Source organism: Carboxylicivirga longa (assembly GCF_050589825.1).
GTDB lineage: Bacteria > Bacteroidota > Bacteroidia > Bacteroidales > Marinilabiliaceae > Carboxylicivirga > Carboxylicivirga longa.
In genome coordinates, this window is the sequence record NZ_JBNGOZ010000025.1 from 17,748 (window position 1) to 38,184 (window position 20,437).

Annotated in this window: 13 protein-coding genes; 9 read left to right on the top strand and 4 right to left on the bottom strand. The window is 44.3% G+C overall.

Annotated elements, in window-relative coordinates:
* Positions 1 to 69 precede the first annotated feature (69 nt).
* From ACRD7A_RS16650 to ACRD7A_RS16685, 8 genes are all read left to right on the top strand, one after another.
* Positions 70 to 207, top strand: a complete 138-nt coding sequence (locus tag ACRD7A_RS16650; RefSeq protein WP_430812417.1) for a hypothetical protein — start codon at positions 70 to 72, stop codon at positions 205 to 207.
* A gap of 60 nt (positions 208 to 267) precedes the next feature.
* Complete coding sequence (locus tag ACRD7A_RS16655) at positions 268 to 7,785, top strand: S8 family serine peptidase (RefSeq protein WP_430812416.1); 7,518 nt, start codon at positions 268 to 270, stop codon at positions 7,783 to 7,785.
* 79 nt (positions 7,786 to 7,864) lie between these two features.
* A complete protein-coding gene (locus ACRD7A_RS16660; RefSeq protein ID WP_430812415.1) occupies positions 7,865 to 8,299 on the top strand; it encodes a DUF4625 domain-containing protein in 435 nt (144 codons plus the stop codon).
* 162 nt (positions 8,300 to 8,461) lie between these two features.
* The gene (locus ACRD7A_RS16665) at positions 8,462 to 10,048 is read left to right on the top strand and encodes a sensor histidine kinase (RefSeq protein ID WP_430812414.1); all 1,587 of its coding nucleotides are present in this window, start codon (positions 8,462 to 8,464) and stop codon (positions 10,046 to 10,048) included.
* Between the two features lie 3 nt (positions 10,049 to 10,051).
* Positions 10,052 to 10,702, top strand: a complete 651-nt coding sequence (locus ACRD7A_RS16670; RefSeq protein ID WP_430812413.1) for a response regulator transcription factor — start codon at positions 10,052 to 10,054, stop codon at positions 10,700 to 10,702.
* Positions 10,703 to 10,900: 198 nt separating this feature from the next.
* The gene (locus tag ACRD7A_RS16675; protein WP_430812412.1) at positions 10,901 to 11,332 is read left to right on the top strand and encodes a response regulator; all 432 of its coding nucleotides are present in this window, start codon (positions 10,901 to 10,903) and stop codon (positions 11,330 to 11,332) included.
* Between the two features lie 45 nt (positions 11,333 to 11,377).
* Complete coding sequence (locus tag ACRD7A_RS16680) at positions 11,378 to 12,109, top strand: hypothetical protein (RefSeq protein ID WP_430812411.1); 732 nt, start codon at positions 11,378 to 11,380, stop codon at positions 12,107 to 12,109.
* A 33-nt stretch (positions 12,110 to 12,142) separates the two neighbouring features.
* Positions 12,143 to 14,089 carry a methyl-accepting chemotaxis protein gene (locus ACRD7A_RS16685; RefSeq protein WP_430812410.1) on the top strand — a complete coding sequence of 649 codons (1,947 nt, stop codon included), beginning with the start codon at positions 12,143 to 12,145 and terminating at the stop codon, positions 14,087 to 14,089.
* A gap of 316 nt (positions 14,090 to 14,405) precedes the next feature.
* On the opposite strand, the gene ACRD7A_RS16690 is transcribed toward ACRD7A_RS16685, so the two are convergent.
* The 4 genes from ACRD7A_RS16690 to ACRD7A_RS16705 all read right to left on the bottom strand — a co-directional run bounded on the left by ACRD7A_RS16690 (position 14,406) and on the right by ACRD7A_RS16705 (position 18,600).
* Positions 14,406 to 15,428 (bottom strand): aldose epimerase family protein, encoded by a 1,023-nt coding sequence (locus ACRD7A_RS16690; protein ID WP_430812409.1) that lies wholly within the window; start codon positions 15,426 to 15,428, stop codon positions 14,406 to 14,408.
* Positions 15,429 to 15,488: 60 nt separating this feature from the next.
* Positions 15,489 to 16,763, bottom strand: a complete 1,275-nt coding sequence (locus ACRD7A_RS16695) for a galactokinase (RefSeq protein ID WP_430812408.1) — start codon at positions 16,761 to 16,763, stop codon at positions 15,489 to 15,491.
* Between the two features lie 64 nt (positions 16,764 to 16,827).
* Positions 16,828 to 17,874, bottom strand: a complete 1,047-nt coding sequence (locus ACRD7A_RS16700; protein ID WP_430812407.1) for a UDP-glucose--hexose-1-phosphate uridylyltransferase — start codon at positions 17,872 to 17,874, stop codon at positions 16,828 to 16,830.
* A 24-nt stretch (positions 17,875 to 17,898) separates the two neighbouring features.
* A complete protein-coding gene (locus ACRD7A_RS16705; protein WP_430812406.1) occupies positions 17,899 to 18,600 on the bottom strand; it encodes an NUDIX hydrolase in 702 nt (233 codons plus the stop codon).
* 196 nt (positions 18,601 to 18,796) lie between these two features.
* Between ACRD7A_RS16705 and ACRD7A_RS16710 the strand changes: the two genes are divergently transcribed.
* Positions 18,797 to 20,413: a DUF6377 domain-containing protein gene (locus ACRD7A_RS16710; protein WP_430812405.1), complete on the top strand. Its 1,617-nt coding sequence runs from the start codon at positions 18,797 to 18,799 to the stop codon at positions 20,411 to 20,413.
* The last annotated feature ends 24 nt before the right edge of the window (positions 20,414 to 20,437 follow it).

The window sequence follows — 20,437 nt, forward strand, 5'->3', positions numbered from 1 at the left end:
TCTTGCACAATCTCTCTGTAAATATATTAGCGTACCCAATTTTTTAAATCAGCAAATTATAAATGGAGTATGGAGAGCAAATCAGATCGGGAGATTAAGCAGTTAATCGATCGAAAACGCCTGGAGAGTGAAGCACTCAAAAAGATATTGACTGCCATCGAGGCTCGTCGGGCAGCAAATGGCAAACAACAAAAAAAAGATAATTAACCCAAAGAATAATATGTCCGAGAGGACAGCAGTCATATTTGTTCAATTAACTTAAAATCTATGATGAAGTCACTACATTTCAAAAGAGGCATACTCTTGGGACTCAGTCTGCTGCTGTTAAGCAGTATGATGGCACAGGTCTCGGTGAAGGGTATGCACGAAGGTGTTGTGAGAGTCAAGTTTAAACGCTCACTCTCAGCTACACTCAAAACAATGCAAACCACCCGCAGTGCCGGTGTCTTGTCCACGGGCATCACCACGTTTGATGCGGCCAGTAAGCAAGTGCTGGCAAAAAATATGAAGCGCGTATTCCCCTATTCAGCCAAGCATGATGCCAAACACCGCAAGCATGGACTCGACCTGTGGTATGAAGTTACTTTTGATATGTCAGTGAGCCCGCTTCAGGCTGTTTCTGCCTACCAAGCAAGTAATGAAGTAGATCTTGTAGAGCCTATCTACGAGAAATCACATATAAAAGGTCAGGTGCTTCCCTTTGAAGGCTCTGTATTAAAAAGTACCGCCAACTTACCATTTGATGATCAGTTTTTAGCTGATCAGTGGCACTACAATAATGATGGCAGCCTGGAGCCAAGTGTGGCAGGTGCCGACATTAATGCTTTTGAGGCCTGGAAGACGCAGAGCGGACAACCCAATGTTATTGTATCCGTTGTGGACGGTGGTATTGATGTGGAACATGCCGATCTGGAGGCCAATATGTGGGTTAACACAGCAGAGTTGAATGGGGTAGCCGGTGAAGATGATGATGGCAATGGTTATATTGACGATATACATGGTTTTAACTTTGCCGATGTAACAGGAACCATCACTGCACACGACCATGGTACCCACGTGGCCGGTACCGTGGCCGCTGTTAATAACAACGGTATAGGCGTGGCCGGTGTGGCTGGTGGTACCGGCAACAACGACGGCGCCCGTCTGATGTCATCGCAGGTATTTACTTCTGCCGGTGGCGCCGGTGGTTTCGCGCAGGCCATTGTTTATGGTGCCGATAACGGTGCCGTTATTTCTCAAAATTCATGGGGATATAAGGCGGCCGGTGTGTATGAGCAAACTGTATTGGATGCCATCGACTATTTTGTGGCCGAAGCGGGTATGTATGAGGGCAGTCCCATGAAAGGTGGTATTGTTATTTTTGCTGCCGGTAACGACTTTGTGGATGCCGAGATGTACCCCGGTTATTACGATAAAACTTTTTGTGTGGCAGCGCTAGGCCCGGAAAATAAGATTACCCACTACTCTAACCACGGTAGCTGGGTGGATATTTCGGCTCCTGGTGGTGATTTGATGTTGAGCCCGGTGGCTGGCGTGTTAAGTACTACACCTAATAATTCCTACGGCTATATGCAGGGCACGTCCATGGCTTGTCCACATGTGTCAGGTATTGCTGCTTTAGCAGTGTCGCAGCACGGAGGTTCTGATTTTACAGCGGAAGAGTTACGTTTGTACCTTGAGAGTTCAACTCATGATGTGGATCAATTGAATCCCGATTTTGCCGGTAAGCTGGGTGTGGGGTATATTGACGCCGCTATGGTGCTTAAAAAGAATGAAGGACTGACACCGGATGCGGTGACAGATCTTTCTTTAGAAGGTATTGCGCAGGATTTTGCCACACTATCGTGGACAGTGCCGGCGGATGGCGATGATAGCTACCCTTCCGTTTTCCAGCTTTACTATCATACTGAGGCCATCACCGAAGCCAACCTGGCACAGGCACAACTTCTGAGTGTTAACAATAATGAAGTGGCCGGTACCTACATGCAGGCCGAGATAAGTAGTCTGGAGCCATTAACAACTTATTATTTTGCGGTGCGTTCTATGGATCGATGGGCCAATAAATCGGCGCTTTCGGACAATGTATCAGGGCAAACCAATGCCGGACCCGATATTAATATCCCCACAGCTCCGCTTAGTTTTGACCTGAATCTGGCCAATAACTATGTAACACAGGGCAGCTTCGAAATAGAAAACCTCGATGAGGGATTACTGAAGTGGGAAGGCATCATGCGTCACAAATATCATTTCCTGGATTCGTATTCCTCGCAAATAAATTATCCCAAGTCGGGTGCCTCGGCGACAATGCTAAAGCCCAATGTACGAAAAGTACCGGCTCAGTCACTATCGAAAAAGGCAACAGTTAAATCGGTTGAGTTAAGCGGTTTTAGAGATGATATTAAGTACGGTGAGGGGAATCTTTATATTATTGGAGATAGCGATGAGACCTTGACAAATTCATCGGCCACTAAGTTTTTTGTAGATCGAAAGGAGGGTTTTAACCTTACTGATGTGGAGATGTTTGTGCGTCACATCCCCGAAACAGGCCCTATGGTTATTGAAGTGTATAAAGGTGAGGACTTGCCCGCTGCTGACCTGGTGTATGCTCAGGAGGTAGAAAGTTATTCGGCCGATCCTTATGAGTGCAAGGTGCAGCTCAATGAGCAGTTGTATTTTCCTTATGGCGAAACCTTCTGGATTGTGTTTCATGTGCCCACCGGTAATACTTATTGCCTGGGTGCCATAGTGGAACTGGAACCCCATTTTTCTGATTATAGCTTTATGAGCTTTGATATGGGCGCCAACTGGTTGCCACTGAGTAGTGTGATTGATGATTATTACACCTGGTCTACCAAGGCCGTTAGTAACAGTAAATATGTGGGCGAGTACATCACTTTAATGCCGCAGTCGGGCAACGTTTCTGCTAACCAAAGCCAAACGGTGCAGTTGAAGGTTGATGCCACTCAACTGATTAACGGCAGCTATACCGGCAATGTGCTTATTAAAGCAAATGACTCGGACGAAAAAGAGACACGTCTTGATGTGAATCTTACCGTAGCCGACCAAAAGCCGGATTTACGAAATGTGGATGTCATTGACTTTGGTAGCGTGTTTCATGGCTTAAGCAAAACACTGATAATTCCGGTAACGAATTTTGGTTATGGTAACTTCTATGGTATTGAAACGGTAGTGTCAGACGCGCAGTTTGAAGTAATTCAAAGTGATTGGAAGATTAATGCCCGTGACTATGGATACGTGAAGGTGAAGTACACACCCGATGGAACGGGAAATGATAATGCCGTATTGACACTCAGTGACGATAAAGGCAACAGCCATGCGATACGACTGTTTGGAGTGGGCAGCAAGCCTGCCAAGATAGCGCTTTCTCCTGCCCAGCATGTCTTGCCGGATATGCATATTGGTCAAACGGCTGAGGCATCATTTACTATAAGCAATACGGGTGAATATCCTTTACAGTACAAAATACCGGCCTTTGATGAGGCACCTTTGACACGCCAGGATAGCCTGCGTCATAAGTTTGGATACACTTACGAGAGCAATATCAATGGAAATACTGTTGTGCCTTTCGAATGGGACGATATTAGCAGTACAGGAACAGATATATCTGAGTTCTTTAAGAATATTCACCCAAGTCATACCTATAAAGAGCTTGAGCTGGGCTTTGAATTTCCTTTCTACGATCAGTTAGTGAGTCGCTTGTTCATCACGCGATATGGTATGCTTACCTTCGATAAAGAAGGGCCTTTTGGAAACTGTTCGCCACCGAATTTTGATCCACGCTGTGGACCCAAGGGCGCCATATCAGCTATGGGATGGCCTTTTGATATTAACCGTCAAGGCCAGATACATTATAAAAAGGAGTCGGATCGCGTGATTATCCAATACACAAATGTATTCTTCGAGGAAGTACCTACTTATTATTCCGGTACTTTCCAGATTGTTTTGTATAGTAATGGAGACATTGATTTCAGATATTTGGATGTTGAAAACATGGACTTCCTGGATACTTATCAGGCGCTTATTGGTGTTGGTGACCCACATTATAAGGATGAGTTCCGTATTAGTGGTGCCGACTTTCTATACGGGTACGACCGTTATGGAATATTACAAAGTAACGAAACCATTTTTAAGGTGAAGCATCCGGGTGCATCGCTGGTTGAATCCGTTTCAAAAACAACGGGCTATATAGCGCCGGGCGAATCGGAAAAAATTGATTTGATCATTAATACGGCCAATGTTTGTGAAGGATCTCTTTATCAGAATATCTCCGTTTTGAGTAACGATCCCTTTTCGTCGGCCACACCGTTTAAGGTAAGTGTGAATATTACAGGAGGTGGAGAAGCCAAGCCGGCCATCGATCGTGAAATAGTGGATTTTGGTACTCAATTTGTAGGAGCACAGGCCGAGCAACTATTGACATTGGTCAACACCGGGACTAAAGATGTGGAGATCAGCTCGGTGACACTGGGCGGTAGCGGCTTTAGTATTGAGGATGTGTATCCTAAGTTACTAAAGGCCAAAACATCGGCCTACATTCCTATTCGTATGTTTACGGATGCTATTAGTTCCTATAAGGATGTGTTGACTATTACTTTGGCTGATGGTACAGTTTTTACCGTGCAGCTTAGTGGGGAGGTGATTGCTGCGCCTCAAATAGAAATAGATGTAGCCGCCTTCGATGAAATGGTGGAGGCCGGCAGCAAAGTGGTTCAACCAATCACTATCAGTAACCCTGGTGATAATCCATTGGAGCTACTGATTAGTGGTAACGATTGGTTGTATTTGGATGAGTCTGTTGCTCCCTTGACTTTGCCGGACTTTACCTATTCTTATTCAACTTCTGATGATATGGAGGGTGCCGAGTTTAACTGGGAGGATATTGTCAAAGAGGGAACAAAGACTTCGATGAGCTGGTATTACGGTAATCAGGAGCTATGGAAAGCCGTTGAGCTACCCTTTGAAATTGAGTTGTTTAATAAGCCAACCAGCACCTTATGGATTAGTTGGCAGGGTTTGATAACAACTGTGGAGCCAAGGATTAACCCGCCGTATATGCTGCCCGATATGTTGCCTTCAACAGGTGAGCCTAATAGTTTAATAGCTCCTTACTTTGCTATTCATCAATATGAAAGAACCCCCGAAGAAGCCGAGGTATCAGGTGTGTATCATAAGTTTTTTGAGGATCGTATTGTTGTGCAGTGGAACGAATGTTACGATATGTATGGTTTGGGTCAAAACTATAGCTTCCAGGCTATTATTTACACCAATGGTGTTATTAAGTATCAGTATAAAGCCGCTGATTTTAATACTTGGCTGCATCTGGGAGTTGTTGGTCTGGAAAACCATGACGGTACCGAAGGGGTAATGGTTTCCGGTTATCAGACTTTCCTAAAGAATGATTTCGCAATTGTGCTGACACCAGCTGAAAAGAAAGTGATTCCGGCCAAAGGTTCCACTACTTTTAACATTGCCATGGATGCCAGCTACTTGAATGATGGTGTTTATTCGGGCGATGTGAAGCTGATTACCAATGTGCCTGATCAACCCACAGCGCACATTCCGGTTAATTTAACAGTGAGTGGCGAGCCGGCCATGGCAGCACCGCAAGAAGTTGTCTTTGGTGAAGTAATGGCCTATGAGGCATTGGATGACTGGGGTTGGTTATCACCCAAATCCTATTATCAGGAGTTTGAGGTGCTTAACACCGGACGTGCTAACCTTAATTTTTCTTCACTTACCCTTACGGATAATACCGAGCTAACAGTTGAATGGTATATTAATATGCGTGGTATGTGGATGTGGGTGAATGTGCCACCGTCATTTAGTCCTTGGGATCCTTTTGAACTGAAGCCTGGTGAGTCTAAAAAGTTAAGGATTTGTCTGACGCCAAGTGGTGATGTGTCAACAATAAGTTCTGAGTTGGTTTTTGTGGGTAATCTGCCTGATGGTGATTATAAGATCCCGATCAGAGCAAGCGTTGCAAAAGCACCATCAGCCGCTATCGAGGGCGAGGTCATTAGTATTATTGCCAATACACCAACGCACAAGGAAACGCGCAGTGTGCTGCTTTCAAATGCTGGAGGACAAGGGCCATTGGATTATTCCTTGGCTATCCGATACAGACGCGGGGGGGAGTCCGTCGCTCAGGAAAAAATGATGCAAGGTGGTTCCACACAAGTGCAAAGCCTTAGCAATACAGCAGCCCCGGCTGGAACCTATGCTCCGGCTACCGATGGCTTTAATGCCACGCTGGAATACGATACCCGCACTGCACCTGATATTTTTACCGGTTATGGTGCGGGTCAGGCCTTTACTCCCGGTATTGTGTTTACCGCTCCTGCCGAAGGATTCAGACTGTCGCACGTAAAAACCTGGTACAATCCCAAAGACATACTTTCGTCAGACATTACGGTGTACGTGATGGCCGGAGGTAACGGCTTTGAAGATGCACAGCTGTTAACCGAGCAAAGTTATACGCATAAGGTAAGCCAACCCGTCGATGGTGGCAGCTTTGTTACCATTGAGCTGGACGAGCCACAACAGTTTTATCCTTATGAGAAGTTTTATGTGGTAGTGGCCTATCCATTTATGGCTGATTTCCCGCAAGGAACAGCTCTGCTGGACGAGGCTGTGGCAGGTCGTTATTACTTCCCGGCCGATAACGGATGGCTGGATGTGGTGCAGGTGCCCGAGTTGCAAAATTACGCATGGATGATAAAGGCCTTAGAGAAAGAGCACAGCACATCGGCCTGGGTGAAATTGTTAAGCCCCGCTGCCGGACAGGTTGAGGCCGGACAGTCTATAAGTGTCGATATGGAATTTAATGCTACAGGTGTTCTGGAAATCGATAATGAAGCGCAATTAGTGCTTGAGAGCAATGATCCGCTGAATCCCATTGTGAAACATGCACTTAATCTGCGCATCAATCAAGGCCCGTCATTTACTTTTGATCCGGAAGCTGTTCTTTCTGTGGAGGAGAATGCTATTTTGAATTTTGATGTGATGGCTAGTGATTATGAAGGTGATGACTGCACATTTGGCCTGACAGATGCCAATGAGCTAGTATCACTGAGTGTGGCTGACAATGTGATTACCGTTACGTATTCACCCGATTATGCATCGGCCGGCACACAGGTAATTTCAATAACTGGAATTGATGCGCATGACAATGCCTCCGTAATTGAAATCCCGGTGGAAGTGATTAATGTGAACCGCGTACCAATGATCAGTGTTGCCATTGAAGATCATTTGCTGATATGGGAGAGTGGCATCGTTGATATTGATCTGGACACTCATTTTGCTGATCCTGATGGTGAAGCTCTTGTTTATGAGGTGATGAGTGCGGACAACGAAACACTGGCTGTTTTCTTATCAGGCAATAAGTTAAAGTTGGAGCCTTTGATGGTAAGCAAAGAAGGTATTGATGTTACCGTAATTGCCAGCGATGAGCAAGGCGCTGTTGCCGAGCAGGTTTTCAATGTTAAAATAGAGCATCGAACCGGACTTAACGATCATGATAACAAGCAATGGTCGGTTTATCCGAACCCGGCCAGTTCTTTTGTCTATGTTGAAGGCAATGTAGCTGAAGCGAATGTGCGCGTGCGCCTGATGAATGCTACCGGTGCACTTGTAAAAGATGGAGAGTATCCTTGGAGTGCAGCTCAAAAGCAGCGCATCGACATTGAGGATCTGCCCAATGGAGTTTATCTTGTTGAGATATACTTTGGCGATCGTACTAATGTTTACAAGTTGATTAAGAAGTAATAAGGTTTTAATAGTGAGAAATCATGGTGCGGTGATAGTGCCGCCCATGATTTTACCACGAAACAATAAAATTAGACAAATGAAGAAGTATATATCGAAAATAGGCGTGCTGCTGGTGGTATTGTCGGGCCTGTTGGTAGTGAGTTGCTCCGACGATGACGATCCGGCAGATACAAGTGCACCGCAGGCCAGCTTTACAGCACCTGCCGAGGCAGCTGTTTATCAGCGGGGACAATCTTTAATATGCGATGCCGTATTTGAAGACGACCGCGAACTGTCGCAGCTGCATGTATCCATCGCCAATGTTTCAGGTCTAAAAGGCTGGGACACACCCTGGACGGCTGAAGAAGTCATTCCTTTGGCGGGTAAGCGCATGGAAATGTCAGGTCAGCAACTCTTTGGAGAAGCCATACCCATGGAAATCATGTCGGGCGAATACGAGGTGACTTTTACCGTGGAGGATAAAACAGGCAATAAAAGCGAGGGCTTTGTATTTGCCATTGTTATTAACTAGTGCCTTGGGTCTGATATTCGTGCTTTTTTGAGCAGAATATTTTCGCAGCCGGTCATTGAATGGCCGGCTGTTTTTGGATATACAAACATATATAAGTACATATTAACTTGCAAAAATTGGCTTCAATGTACTAGATTTGCAGCCTGTTTTTAAAGGGTTGACATGCAAAAAGATGAGACATTTCGAGAGATAGTAGAGTCGTTTCAGAGTGTTAAGAATAGGGTGATTGACTTTAGTTTGCGTATGATAACGCTTCTTTTGGGACCCTTGTATGCCTATGGATTGTATGATGGCTGGGAGGATAAGGATATTATGTGGGGCATTAATCTGTTTATCCTGTTTTTTTTACTTGTGTTTAGTTTATCGGGAGTAAGCATTCAGTTGAACCTCAAAAAGTATATCCTTCTTTTTATCCTTGGCTATGGTAATGTTTTCACTACCTATCATTTGGGCTTTGTTGGTGGGGCGCAGTATTTTATGATCATGACCTTTGGTCTTCTTATTTTTTACTTTAAACGCCGTACAGCCATTTTAATAACTGTCCTACTGGTGGCTTACTACTTCTTGTATATGTATTTGTATATGAGTGGGGTAATAGTGCATCGTTCTGTGTTTGAATTAATTAGTTCAAGTGCAGCGCTTTGGATAGCTGATTTTAATATGATGGTTTTAATCGTGTTTATTATGGTTTATGCCCTGCATCTTACCTTTAAGGCCTATCAGCAGAAGGGGAAGGAGAAAATAGAAACCCAGCGGCAGTTTAAGTATACATTGCATAACCTGCCCATTCCTGTTGCCGTCATAACACACGATGAACAAATAACTTATACTAACGATGTCTTTTATCGTTATTTCGGATTTAAAAGTAATGAGGTGCCGACTTTAGAGCATTGGATGGAGCTAGTTTATCCCAATGATCTAATACGGAGTAGAGTGCTTTCTTATACGCATAGGGGCATGGAAAAGGGTTTTCGCGAACGCCGCCATACGCCCATTGAGTATTTCGATTTTAAAACCAGATATGGAGGTTTACGAAGCGCCGAGGTGCATTATACTTTTGTGGATAATGTGGCTGTATGTGCTTTTATCGATATAACTGACCGCCGAAGGCAGCGCCGTCTTATCGTAGAAACGGCGATGCAGGCCGAGGAGCAGGAGAAAAAGCGCATTGCCCGCGATTTGCATGATGGGGTGGGTCCATTGTTGTCAACAGCAAAAATATACGCACATACTTTAACGCAGGCGGGCGATCATACGGCTCGGCTTAGTTTTGGTACTAAATTAAGCGAGTTGCTCGATAACTCCATAAAAGAGCTACGCAATACAATTAATAATGTAAGCCCCCAAATACTTCAAAAATATGGTTTAACAGCTGCTTTAGAGGCATTTGCCGATAATATTATGGCGGTGGTCGACGTGGTAATTAGTGTGCAGGAAAAACGCCTGTGTAAAGCAAAATCCATTGTTGAGCTGGCCTGCTATCGTTCGCTTACCGAATTGATTAATAATGCCATAAAGTATGGTTCACCAGCGCATATAAATATTGAATTAAAGGCTGATAAACAGCAGTTATATGTGACTTATTGGGACGATGGCAAGGGCTTTAATTTTGATGAGGAGAGAAATAAAGGTTTTGGCCTTTCTAATATGATTAATCGCGTAGAGTCCATAGGGGGAGAGTTTATTATGAAAACGCGTCCTGGAGAAGGAGTGAAGGTAGACATGGTGTTTGATGCAAATGAGAATTGACATATGATACAGATAGCAATTGTAGAGGATCACCAAATGGTGCGGGAGGGACTGAAGGTGCTGATTGATCAGTGGGAGGATATAAAAGTAGTGGCCGAATTCAGTTCGGGGGAGGAGTGGCTGGCTAGTTTACAAAGTCATCAGTACGACGTGTCTCTCCTTGATATTGATATGCCGGGTATGTCAGGGCTCGAAGCCCTGGATAAGGCGCAGCAATCTGATCCATCGCATCGTATTATTATGCTAACGATGCACCGTACTGCCAACTTTTTTCGTGAAGCCTTTATTAAGGGTGCCCGCGGTTATGTGGCTAAGGATCGGAGTGTTAATCATCTGGCTGCCGCCATTCGTGAAGTAAGTGTGGGCAATACATATTTTTCCGACGAGTTTTTAAAATCGTTGGCCAGCAATCTTAAGCATCAGCATGACTTTGATCAGCGGCAAACCAATAATCCGATCAACTTAAATGCGAATGAGGTACACTTGCTCAATAATATCTGTCAGGGTTACACTAATAAAGAGCTGGCAGAGAAAATGTTTTTAAGTGTAAAAACCATTGAGAGTCAGAAAACAAAGTTGATGCGCAAGACTGATACAAAAAATAATGCCGGACTCATCGTATGGGCCATTAAAAATAACGTAGTTGATATTTAAGTTTTTTTCACAGGGAAAACCCTTTAAAATATAGTGATTACCCCCCGGTTTTTCAAGGGCCTTTACCGAAACCAAATAATTCGATCTGCGTTTACTAGCATACAAAATGGGGAAGCTTATGAGGGAGCTGATACCTTGGGTATGCAGTTGTATTCAGTTCCTTTTCAGATTATGAGGCTTTTAAGCAATGTTATGGGGATGACAGCACAGAGAGAATATAATGTGATTATTGTTGATGATAGCGTTGAGTTTACGCAGGGGCTGAAGCTTTTTATGGAGGCCTTTCCGCACTTCAAGGTATTGGATGTGGTGCACGATGGAACCGATGTTATCGATCATGAAATGTTGCATCTGTGTGATATAATTCTGATGGATGTAAACATGCCATTGCTCAATGGCATTGAAGCCGGCCGGCAGGTTAATTTTATGTATCCTGATATTAAGTTGGTGGCGATCACGCTTAACAGAGAGCAAGTATTTCTTGAAGAATTGGTGGCGGCAGGCTTCAGAGGGTTTGTGGATAAGCAATCTATTGTAGAGTCGCTTGAGGAAGTATTACGCACCGTTGTTGCCCAAAAATATGCTTTCCCGCGTTGTATGAATGTGACGAAAGGAAGTTCTTCGGTCTGAGAATTTCCAGGCTTTGATTTTAGGGAATGTAAATTATAAGCACTTATGATTATTAAAAAAATGAATGCCTGCCTCATGGTGGGTGCGGTACTGCTATTGTTAAATATTGGCAGTGTAATGGGCCAGGATGCTCCCTCAAAAGGGTCGTGGCATGTGGGTGCAGACCTGATGTCGCGTTACTATTGGCGGGGGATGGCCTTAAGCACATCTCCGGCTATTCAGCCTTGCATTGAGTATAGTATTGGCGGGTTTACGGCCGGTGCATGGGGCTCTTATTCCTTCTCGAAGGAACCCTATCAGGAGATTGATCTGTACCTAGCTTATGAATTTGGTAATGTAAGTCTAGCGGTATATGATTACTTCAGTTTTACCGACTCGCTGGACGTATCACATCAATACTTCGATTGGGATAGTCATGGCACTGCGCATACATTAGAGGCGATACTTGAGGCTTGGGACATTTTTGGAACTCCATTTTCGCTGGAAGCCGGCTTGTTTTTGTATGGTGACGACAAGAATGACGAGGGTAAGCAATATTACTCTGCTTACATCGAGCCGCAGTATAGCTTTTCGATGGGCGACAATGAGTTGATGGTATTTGCCGGTTTCAGCCCCGCTGAAGGTGCTTATGCCGATAAGTTTGGCTTTGTAAACGTGGGCATTACAGGCTGTCGTAGTTTAAAAATGAGCGATGTTTTTACTGTGCCCATCAGCGCCACTTTTGCCGTAAACCCAAGTAGTGATAGTGTGTTTTTAGTGGCCGGGTTATCCTTTTGATTGAAAGTTTTTTAAAAAATTATTTTTATAGTTATGAATATTTTCAAGAATTTGAAGTTGAATGCTAAGCTCAATATGTACATCATATCGGTGTTTATGTTGATTTTTGGTGTTGTTATTGCTGTTATTGTTTATAACACTCTGGATAAGGCGAAGCTCGATTCAGCCCTTTATTCAGAAAGTGCAGGACGCAAGGAAGCAGCACTTATTGAGGGTTATTTTGAACAGGCTTTGAGCACGAGTAAGACCCTTGCGGAGTCGATGTTAAGCTTGAAACAAACGGGCTATACTGATCGCGAACTGGTGTTGAGCATGTTAAAAAATTGTATGGCTGGTAACGATCATTTCTTTGGCGTATGGACTATTTGGGAGCCTAATGCCTTTGATGGACTGGATGCTGCTTACGCAGAGAAATATGATCAGAAAAATGGGTTTTTTACCGCTTCCTGTTATAGAGAAAATGATAAATTGGCATTTCAGAACTATGGCAGTGAAGAGATAGTTAATTATTGGAGCGGCGATGATATCGCGGAATACGAGGCAGAGTATTATGCCATGCCCAAGCAAACTAAGCGTCAGTATATCGATGATCCTTCTCAGTATAGTTTTACTGGACTAGCCGAAGACATGGAGGTAGTAGTTTCTATTGTTACACCCATTATCGAAGAAGGTGTTTTCCTGGGGGTTGCAGGTATTGATATTGATTTTAAAACATTAATGAAATTAAGCAATCAGGTAAAAGTGTATGAAACGGGTTATGCATCCATTATTACTAATAGTGAAGTGGTGGCAGCACACCCCAATACTGATTATGTGGGGGCATCCATCGACACTCTGCTTGCCGATTATTCCCCCGAGTTGTCCGAAGCCATTCGACAAGGCCGTTTTTTGATAGAACAGGCGCATTCAGAACATTTGAATACGCAGGTGGCGCGTGTTTTTACTCCCATTGAGTTGGGTAATTCCAATAAGTCCTGGTCGGTGATGATTGAAATCCCCGGAAGTGAGATACTGGCCGATGTTAAAAAAATGACCTTTGTAACGCTGTGGATTGCTTTGGCCGGAGTTATTGCCATGATTACAGTTGTGTACTTTATTGCCCGAAGTATTACACGACCCGTTGAAAAAATTGCCGGCCAGATGAGCCGTATTGCTGCCGGCGATCTGGGAATAAGATTTATCGAATCGAAGCGGAACGATGAGTTGGGCATCCTTGAGCATGCTATGCAGGCCATGGTAGAAAAAGTAAAGGGAGTTGTCAATGGTATTAAGGAGAGTGCCGATAATATTGGAGCTGCCAGTCATCAGTTTAGCTCTTCATCGCAGCAGATTGCCGGGGGTGCTAATGAGCAGGCGGCCTCAGTGGAAGAAATATCATCTACAACCGAGGAGATTGCTGCTAATATTGAGCAGAATGCCAATAACGCCTCAACCACCAGTAAAATTTCCGGTAAGGTATTAAAAGGCATGAAGGAAGTTGGGGATAAGGCTTCGCAAAGTGTGGAGGCAACGCGTATAATTGCCGAAAAAATATCTATTATTAATGATATTGCTTTTCAAACCAATATACTGGCGCTGAACGCCGCCGTGGAAGCTGCCCGTGCCGGTGAGCATGGCAGGGGCTTTGCCGTTGTGGCTGCCGAGGTGCGTAAACTTGCCGAGAATAGCCGTCAGGCAGCCGATGAAATTGTGGCACGCACACAAAATAGCCTCGACTTAGCGGAAACAGCTGGTGGGATGTTGTCGACTATTATTCCAGAAATTGGTAAGACCTCTCAGTTGGTGGATGAGATTGCTGCAGCCAGTAATGAGCAAAATAGTGCTACGGCGCAAGTAAACGCCGCCATTATGGAGCTGAGTAATGTAACACAGCAAAACTCGGCATCGGCTGAGGAGCTGGCTTCCAGTGCCGAAGAGTTGTCGGCACAGGCCGAAGCACTCAAAGATATGATTGCTTTCTTTAACTTAAAGGAAGAGTAAGTATTATTGGTATTCAGTTTTGAAAGTTTCATGTTAAATTAGCATTTACAGAACTGTTCCATATAGGCTATTGAAGGCTCTATTAATACAGATTACTACGATAACTCCAATTAAACAGGTATCACCGTCCTTTCAACATCTTGTGTGAACCCTTTAATTGGAGTTTTTTATAACATACCGAATGATTAGCGCCATGGCTTAAGCATCAAGTCTAGTCGCATTCAAATAATAAGGTGCAAATAAAAAGGGTATGAAAAGCCAATTGGTTTTTCATACCCTTTTATATTATTTTAGGGCTTAGTACCCTACTATCGTCTTAGAAAACAAACTTATACACGCAGGTGTGCTTGTAATTTTCTTCTGCTTTTAGCACCGCATTTGGAAAATGCTCGTGGTTGGGCGAGTCGGGGAATATCTGTGTCTCCAGCGCCAGTCCGGCCCATTTTTCAATGGGTTTACCCAGTTTACCGGTTTCAGTGCCGTCAAAGTGGCTGCCTGTATAAATCTGCACACCCGGCTGATCGGTGTATACCTCCAGACAACGTCCGGCATCCTTGTTCTCCAGTCGCGCTGCCAACTTCAGGCTACCATCATATCCGTTGATCACAAAATTATGGTCGATACCATCCACCAGCTTCACCTGCGGGCAGTCAGCCTCAAGGGCTTCACCAATCTTTTTACAGGTAGTGAAATCCATTGCCGTACCTTTTACTTCGGCAATTTCACCACTTACTGTACCAATGGCACCGTCAATGGGCGTAAATTTGTTGGCGTTGATGGTTAGTTCATGATCGGCAATGGTGCCCGTGCCGGCGCCTGCCATGTTAAAATAGGCATGCGAAGTAAGGTTAATGATCGTGTCCTTGGTGGAAACTGCATCGTACTCTATCACCAATTCATTATCATCGGTAAGGCCATAGATAACCACTGTAGTCAGCTCACCTGGGTAGTTCTGATCACCATCGGGGCTTACCAGCATCAGCTTGTAGGCCTGAGCAAATTGTGGCAACTCTACTTCTTCTACGTCCCACACACGTTGGTTGAAACCCTCGTGACCGCCATGCAGATGATTGGGGCCGTTGTTGGTGTCGAGCTGTATGGTTTCACCATTAAGCTCAAACTGACCTTTCACAATACGGTTGGCATAGCGTCCGCAGAGAGCACCAAAATAGGCATCGCCGGCCAGCGCCTCATCTACACTGTTATAGCCAATCACCACATCGGCAATTTCGCCCTGTGCATTGGGCACTTTAATACCCGTTATCTGGCCGCCACGTGCAATAAAAGTGACTTCAACCTGGTTATTATTTTTTAAAGTAAATACATCAGATGCTTTCATAATTATTGGTCTTAAAGGTGAAAATAAAGCGGATTGATATCCGCTTTACCTAATTTTGTTTTATAAGGCTACTTCTACGGCTCCTTTAGAGCGGATAAACAGCTTATGGCAGTTGCCTTTACCAAATACCGACTCAAGGGTAGTGATGTAGTCATCCAGCAAGTCGTTAGGCACAAAAGCCTGGATGGTACCGGCAAATCCGCCACCATGCACGCGCCATGCACCTTTGCCTTTCAGCACTAATTCTGATAGGGCCAGTGCCAGTGCCACATTCTGATGCTTGGTTTCGCCACCCACAAAGATGTTCTGGTTGTACATGTACGAGCTAAAGCCCGACTCTACTACCAGCTCCAGAAATTTATCAAACTGTCCACCTTCCAGGGCTTCTACCTGATAAACCACACGTTCGTTATCGGCCTGGAAGTGGATAGAGCGCAACAAGGCACGGTCGCCTACTTTCTCGCGGATATTTGGAATGCCTTTCACTACATCTTCCATCGACAGTGGACGCAACACTTCCTGTCCCAGCTCTTTGGCAACGGCCTTCATCTCGCCGGGCAAAGCATTGTATTCCTCGTCAAGACCACCGTGGCTACCACCTGTATTGGTAATCACCAGTGAATAGCCTGTTTTGGCAAAATCAAAATCCAGTGCTTTCACAACGGGGTTGGCTTTGTCGGCAAAGTCAATAGTGATGAAACCACCCACGGCACAGGCTGTCTGATCCATCAGTCCACAGAACTTCTTGCAGGCATGCTCTGCCTTCTGACCAATCTTGGCATTGTCAACCGGATCAAGCTTACCCTCGTTAAACAGGTTGCTGAAAATAGCACCAATCAGTACCTCGAACGATGCCGATGAGCTCAAGCCTGAACCTTCGGGCACGCAACCGTGTATGACAGCGTCGAAACCTGCAATTTCAAAACCTAAAGCTTTAATTTCCTTGGCAATGGTACGCACAATATTTCCGGGTGTCAGCTTAAACTCAGTTACCTCAAGGGTGTTTAAGTCCACTTCGAAGGGCTCGAAACCAACCGATGTGATGCGCACTTTATCACTGCTGTTAGGGGCGGCTACCGCGATATTATCAAGGTTAACAGCACCGGCTAATACACGACCTAACTGGTGATCGGTGTGGTTACCACCAACCTCGGTACGACCCGGTGAGCTCAATAGCATTACATCATCGGTGCCATAAATGCTTTTGAACTCATTCATGTATTTGATGTAACGATCTGCCTGTTCTTTTAAAATGACTTCGTCGTTACCATAAATCTCTTTGAAAAACGGATTGTTGCCACCGTTTATCTTTTCAATTAAACTTGTAATTTGCATATTTCAACTGAATTAAGTGTTATTATATCAAGCCAATGTCGAATAAAAATGGGCATTGACTATATTATTTTGCTTTATAGTGCACTGCTGGTAGGTCGCGCAGACGCTGAGCCGCCTGTTCGGGCGTAATGTCGCGCTGTGCATTGGCCATCATTTCATAGCCCACCATAAACTTCTTCACAGTTGCCGAACGCAACAAAGGTGGGTAAAAGTGCATGTGAAGATGCCATTCGGGGTGCTCTTCACCATCGGTAGGTGCCTGGTGCATACCGGCCGAGTAGGGGAAAGAAACCTCAAACAGATTATCGTACATTACCGTTAGTTTCTTATAGGCATCGGCCAGCGCCAGGCGCTCATCATCGCTCAGTTGCGTAATATTGGCTACTGCTCGCTTACTCACAATCATGGCTTCGAAAGGCCAGGTTGCCCAAAAGGGGATAAGGGCTACGAAATGCTCATTCTCAACCAGAATACGTTCGCCCGATTCCAGCTCGTCAGCCACATAATCTTCCAGTAGGGTCTTGCCGTGCTTGTCAAAGTACTCCTTTTGCTTGATGGCTTCTTTAGCCGGCTCCACGGGTACCGAATACTGTCCCCATATCTGGCCGTGGGGGTGTGGGTTGCTACAGCCCATGATGTCACCCTTGTTTTCAAATATCTGAACATGCTTGATATAGTCGAGGGCGCCAATCTCCTGATACTGCTCGCACCACAGGTCAACTACTTTTTTAATGTTGCTCACCTCCATCTCGGGGATGGTTAAGTCATGGCGAGGTGAAAAACAGATAACTTTACAGAAACCGCGCTCACTTTCGGCTCTAAATAACTCACCCTTGGTGTAATTACCTTCCGGAATATCGGGCACCAAGGCACTGAAGTCGTTCTGAAACACAAAAACATCCTTGTAATCAGGGTTCATATGGCCGCCAACGCGCTCGTTACCCGGACATAAATAACATTTTTCGTCGTATTGCGGACGCTCTTCAATGGCCGGTTTTTCAACTTTACCCTGCCATGGACGCTTGGTGCGATGAGGTGAAACCAGCACCCAGTCACCGGTGAGGGGGTTATAACGACGGTGCGAGTGTTCTGTAAATTCAAATTGTTCCATAATAAGTATGTATTGTGCAGTTTGTTAACTTAATGATCTTTTAACTATTGGGTCAATAAATTCGGTTTGTTTTTTGGGTTTGAACTTAAAAAGATAGGCTCCTTTTCTGGATTCTGACATATCTTTTTCGTCCAGTTTCTCCAATATCTTCAGCGATAGAATCTTTTTGCGAAAATTACCCGGATCAAATTGTCGCTGAAAAATCTGATTGTAGAGGTTGCGTAGGCAGGTAATCGTAAATTTTTCGGGCAGTAATTTGCGGCCAATAATTTCGTAGCTCGAGCGCAGTCTCAGCTTTTCAAGTGCCTTAGCTACCAGCACATCGTGGTCGAAGATGAGTGGGGGCAAGGCATCGATGGTAAACCAACGGGCACCATAATCTTTTATCAGGTTATTGGCTTTTTCGTCAATATTGATGAGGGCATAATACTCAACGGTGATAACGCTGCCTCCGGGGTCGCGGTTGGGGTTGGAAAAGGTGTGCACCTGTTCGAGGTAAACATCTTCCAGGCCGGTTAGTTTGTTTAGCACACGTCGGGCTGCATCTTCGCTCGTTTCATTAGCGTTCACCCAGCCACCCAGTAAGGACCACTCACCTTTTGAGGGCTCTATGGCGCGTTGAAATAGCAGGAGTTTTAACTGCTCATCTTCATAACCGAAGATTACGCAGTCGACTGACACAAAGCGCTTATTGCCCTGGTATTGTTCGTAAATGCTTGTTTCCATAACAGGAACAAATATAAAAGTAAAAAGTACTTTTAAAAACACTTTGCGTGCAAAAACTAATTTTAATTGTATGAAATATGTCACGGGTAATGATTACAGTGCAATCAGGTATGTTTACTTTTTCCTCAGCAAAAAGCAGTCAGGCCCGGTAAAAGTTTATTTTGTACTTTAGCAAGCCACACTGAAAGTTTCATTGATGATTAAGTACAGCATAACAATGTTATTGCTCCTATTTGTTTGCCTTGGTAATTATGCCAATAATTTACCGGCTTACTTGCTGGAGGAGATTAAAGCCACAGCGCAAAATTATAGTCAGCGCAAGATATTTGATGCGATTAAGCAGGGGCGCATTGACTCAATAAATGCCCAGCTGAACCAAAATCATACCTTAAACAAGGAACAACATTATTCACTGAATAGACAACTTTTTGCGGAACTGTATTCGTTTAAAAGCAAAGAAGCTTTTAATGTAGCTATCCGAATGGAAGAATTGGCGGGTCAAATAAAATCGGATGAAAAACAAACAGAAGCCTTGTTGTGCAAAACTGATGTTTTGCTATGTTCTGGTTTATTTCATGAAGCCATTGAGGTTATTTCTCAGGCTCGCAATATGCCAACGCCTGAATTAAAGGTGTATTATTATCGTTTAATGACCAGGCTTCATGGTGATTTAATGGCGTATAACGATATACCCAATTACCATCATCAGTACAGAGCAATAAATCACTTGTATGCCGACTCCCTTTTACAGCTGGCCAACAAGAAAAGTGTGGACTATCAGATGGTACAAGCACTTCGGCTTATTGACTTAGGGCAAGCGAAAAAGGCCTTTGACCAGTGCAATGAGTTTACGCAACGAAGGGATGTGTCAGAGCATGAAAAAGCAATGATCTACTCATGCATGGCTTGGAGCTGCCGTCAACTCGGTGACCTGGAGGGGCAGGTACAATACTTGCTGAAAAGCATTGAATCAGACATCCGATCTTCAACCTACGAAACAACCTCCGGACGTCTACTGGCTCAATTATTACTTGAAAATGGAGAGGTGCGCCTGGCGCATCAGTTTCTGATACGTGCAATTCAGGATGCCGAGTTTTATGGTGCCCGTCAGCGTAAAGCTGAAATAACACATATTGTACCTATTGTAGAAATGCAATTAAGAGATTTGCAGCGACTCAAAGTAATCGCCATATCATCAGTTTTTATCATTGTGCTATTAAGCTTATTGGTGATTATCTATTTATGGATGCGACTGGCACGCAGACACCGCGAAGTGAAAAGTGGCCGTGATAAAATTAATCAACAGAACAGTTTGTTGGCGCATCAAAATAAGCAGCTAAGCGAATCCAATAAAATTAAGGAAGAATCACTTACCAATTATTTCGAATTAAGCTCTATTTATTTTCACGAAATAGAAAAGATGCAGGCTAAAATCAGAAGCTTGCTCTTGCAAAAGAAGTATGATGCAATTGCTGATTATTTGGCCAATAGTAATGCTCTTGATGATCGAGAGCGGCTTTTTGAACGATTTGATGCTCTTTTCATCAAACTATTTCCCACGTTTATTGAGGCTATAAATGCCGTTTTGCATCCTTCGGTACAACTCGATGCAAGCTCTTCAAATGCTTGCCTGAGTGCTGAAATTCGTGTTTTCGCTCTACACCGCCTGGGCATCGTCAGTGCCGAACGGGTTGCTTCCATATTGGGCATATCCCGAAATACGGTATACACCTATCGCAATCGAATAAAAACAAAGGTAGATATGGCTCCCGGCGAGTTTGAAGAATATGTGATGACAATACCTGCCTATTAGTTCAAGCCGATTGTTTGGGAATAA

Bases quoted from the DNA above. Each gene is read 5' to 3' on its own strand.
- ACRD7A_RS16650 (WP_430812417.1), top strand. From the start codon at position 70: ATGGAGAGCAAATCAGATCGGGAGATTAAGCAGTTAATCGATCGAAAA.
- ACRD7A_RS16655 (WP_430812416.1), top strand. From the start codon at position 268: ATGATGAAGTCACTACATTTCAAAAGAGGCATACTCTTGGGACTCAGT.
- ACRD7A_RS16660 (WP_430812415.1), top strand. From the start codon at position 7,865: ATGAAGAAGTATATATCGAAAATAGGCGTGCTGCTGGTGGTATTGTCG.
- ACRD7A_RS16665 (WP_430812414.1), top strand. From the start codon at position 8,462: ATGCAAAAAGATGAGACATTTCGAGAGATAGTAGAGTCGTTTCAGAGT.
- ACRD7A_RS16670 (WP_430812413.1), top strand. From the start codon at position 10,052: ATGATACAGATAGCAATTGTAGAGGATCACCAAATGGTGCGGGAGGGA.
- ACRD7A_RS16675 (WP_430812412.1), top strand. From the start codon at position 10,901: ATGACAGCACAGAGAGAATATAATGTGATTATTGTTGATGATAGCGTT.
- ACRD7A_RS16680 (WP_430812411.1), top strand. From the start codon at position 11,378: ATGATTATTAAAAAAATGAATGCCTGCCTCATGGTGGGTGCGGTACTG.
- ACRD7A_RS16685 (WP_430812410.1), top strand. From the start codon at position 12,143: ATGAATATTTTCAAGAATTTGAAGTTGAATGCTAAGCTCAATATGTAC.
- ACRD7A_RS16690 (WP_430812409.1), bottom strand. From the start codon at position 15,428: ATGAAAGCATCTGATGTATTTACTTTAAAAAATAATAACCAGGTTGAA.
- ACRD7A_RS16695 (WP_430812408.1), bottom strand. From the start codon at position 16,763: ATGCAAATTACAAGTTTAATTGAAAAGATAAACGGTGGCAACAATCCG.
- ACRD7A_RS16700 (WP_430812407.1), bottom strand. From the start codon at position 17,874: ATGGAACAATTTGAATTTACAGAACACTCGCACCGTCGTTATAACCCC.
- ACRD7A_RS16705 (WP_430812406.1), bottom strand. From the start codon at position 18,600: ATGGAAACAAGCATTTACGAACAATACCAGGGCAATAAGCGCTTTGTG.
- ACRD7A_RS16710 (WP_430812405.1), top strand. From the start codon at position 18,797: ATGATTAAGTACAGCATAACAATGTTATTGCTCCTATTTGTTTGCCTT.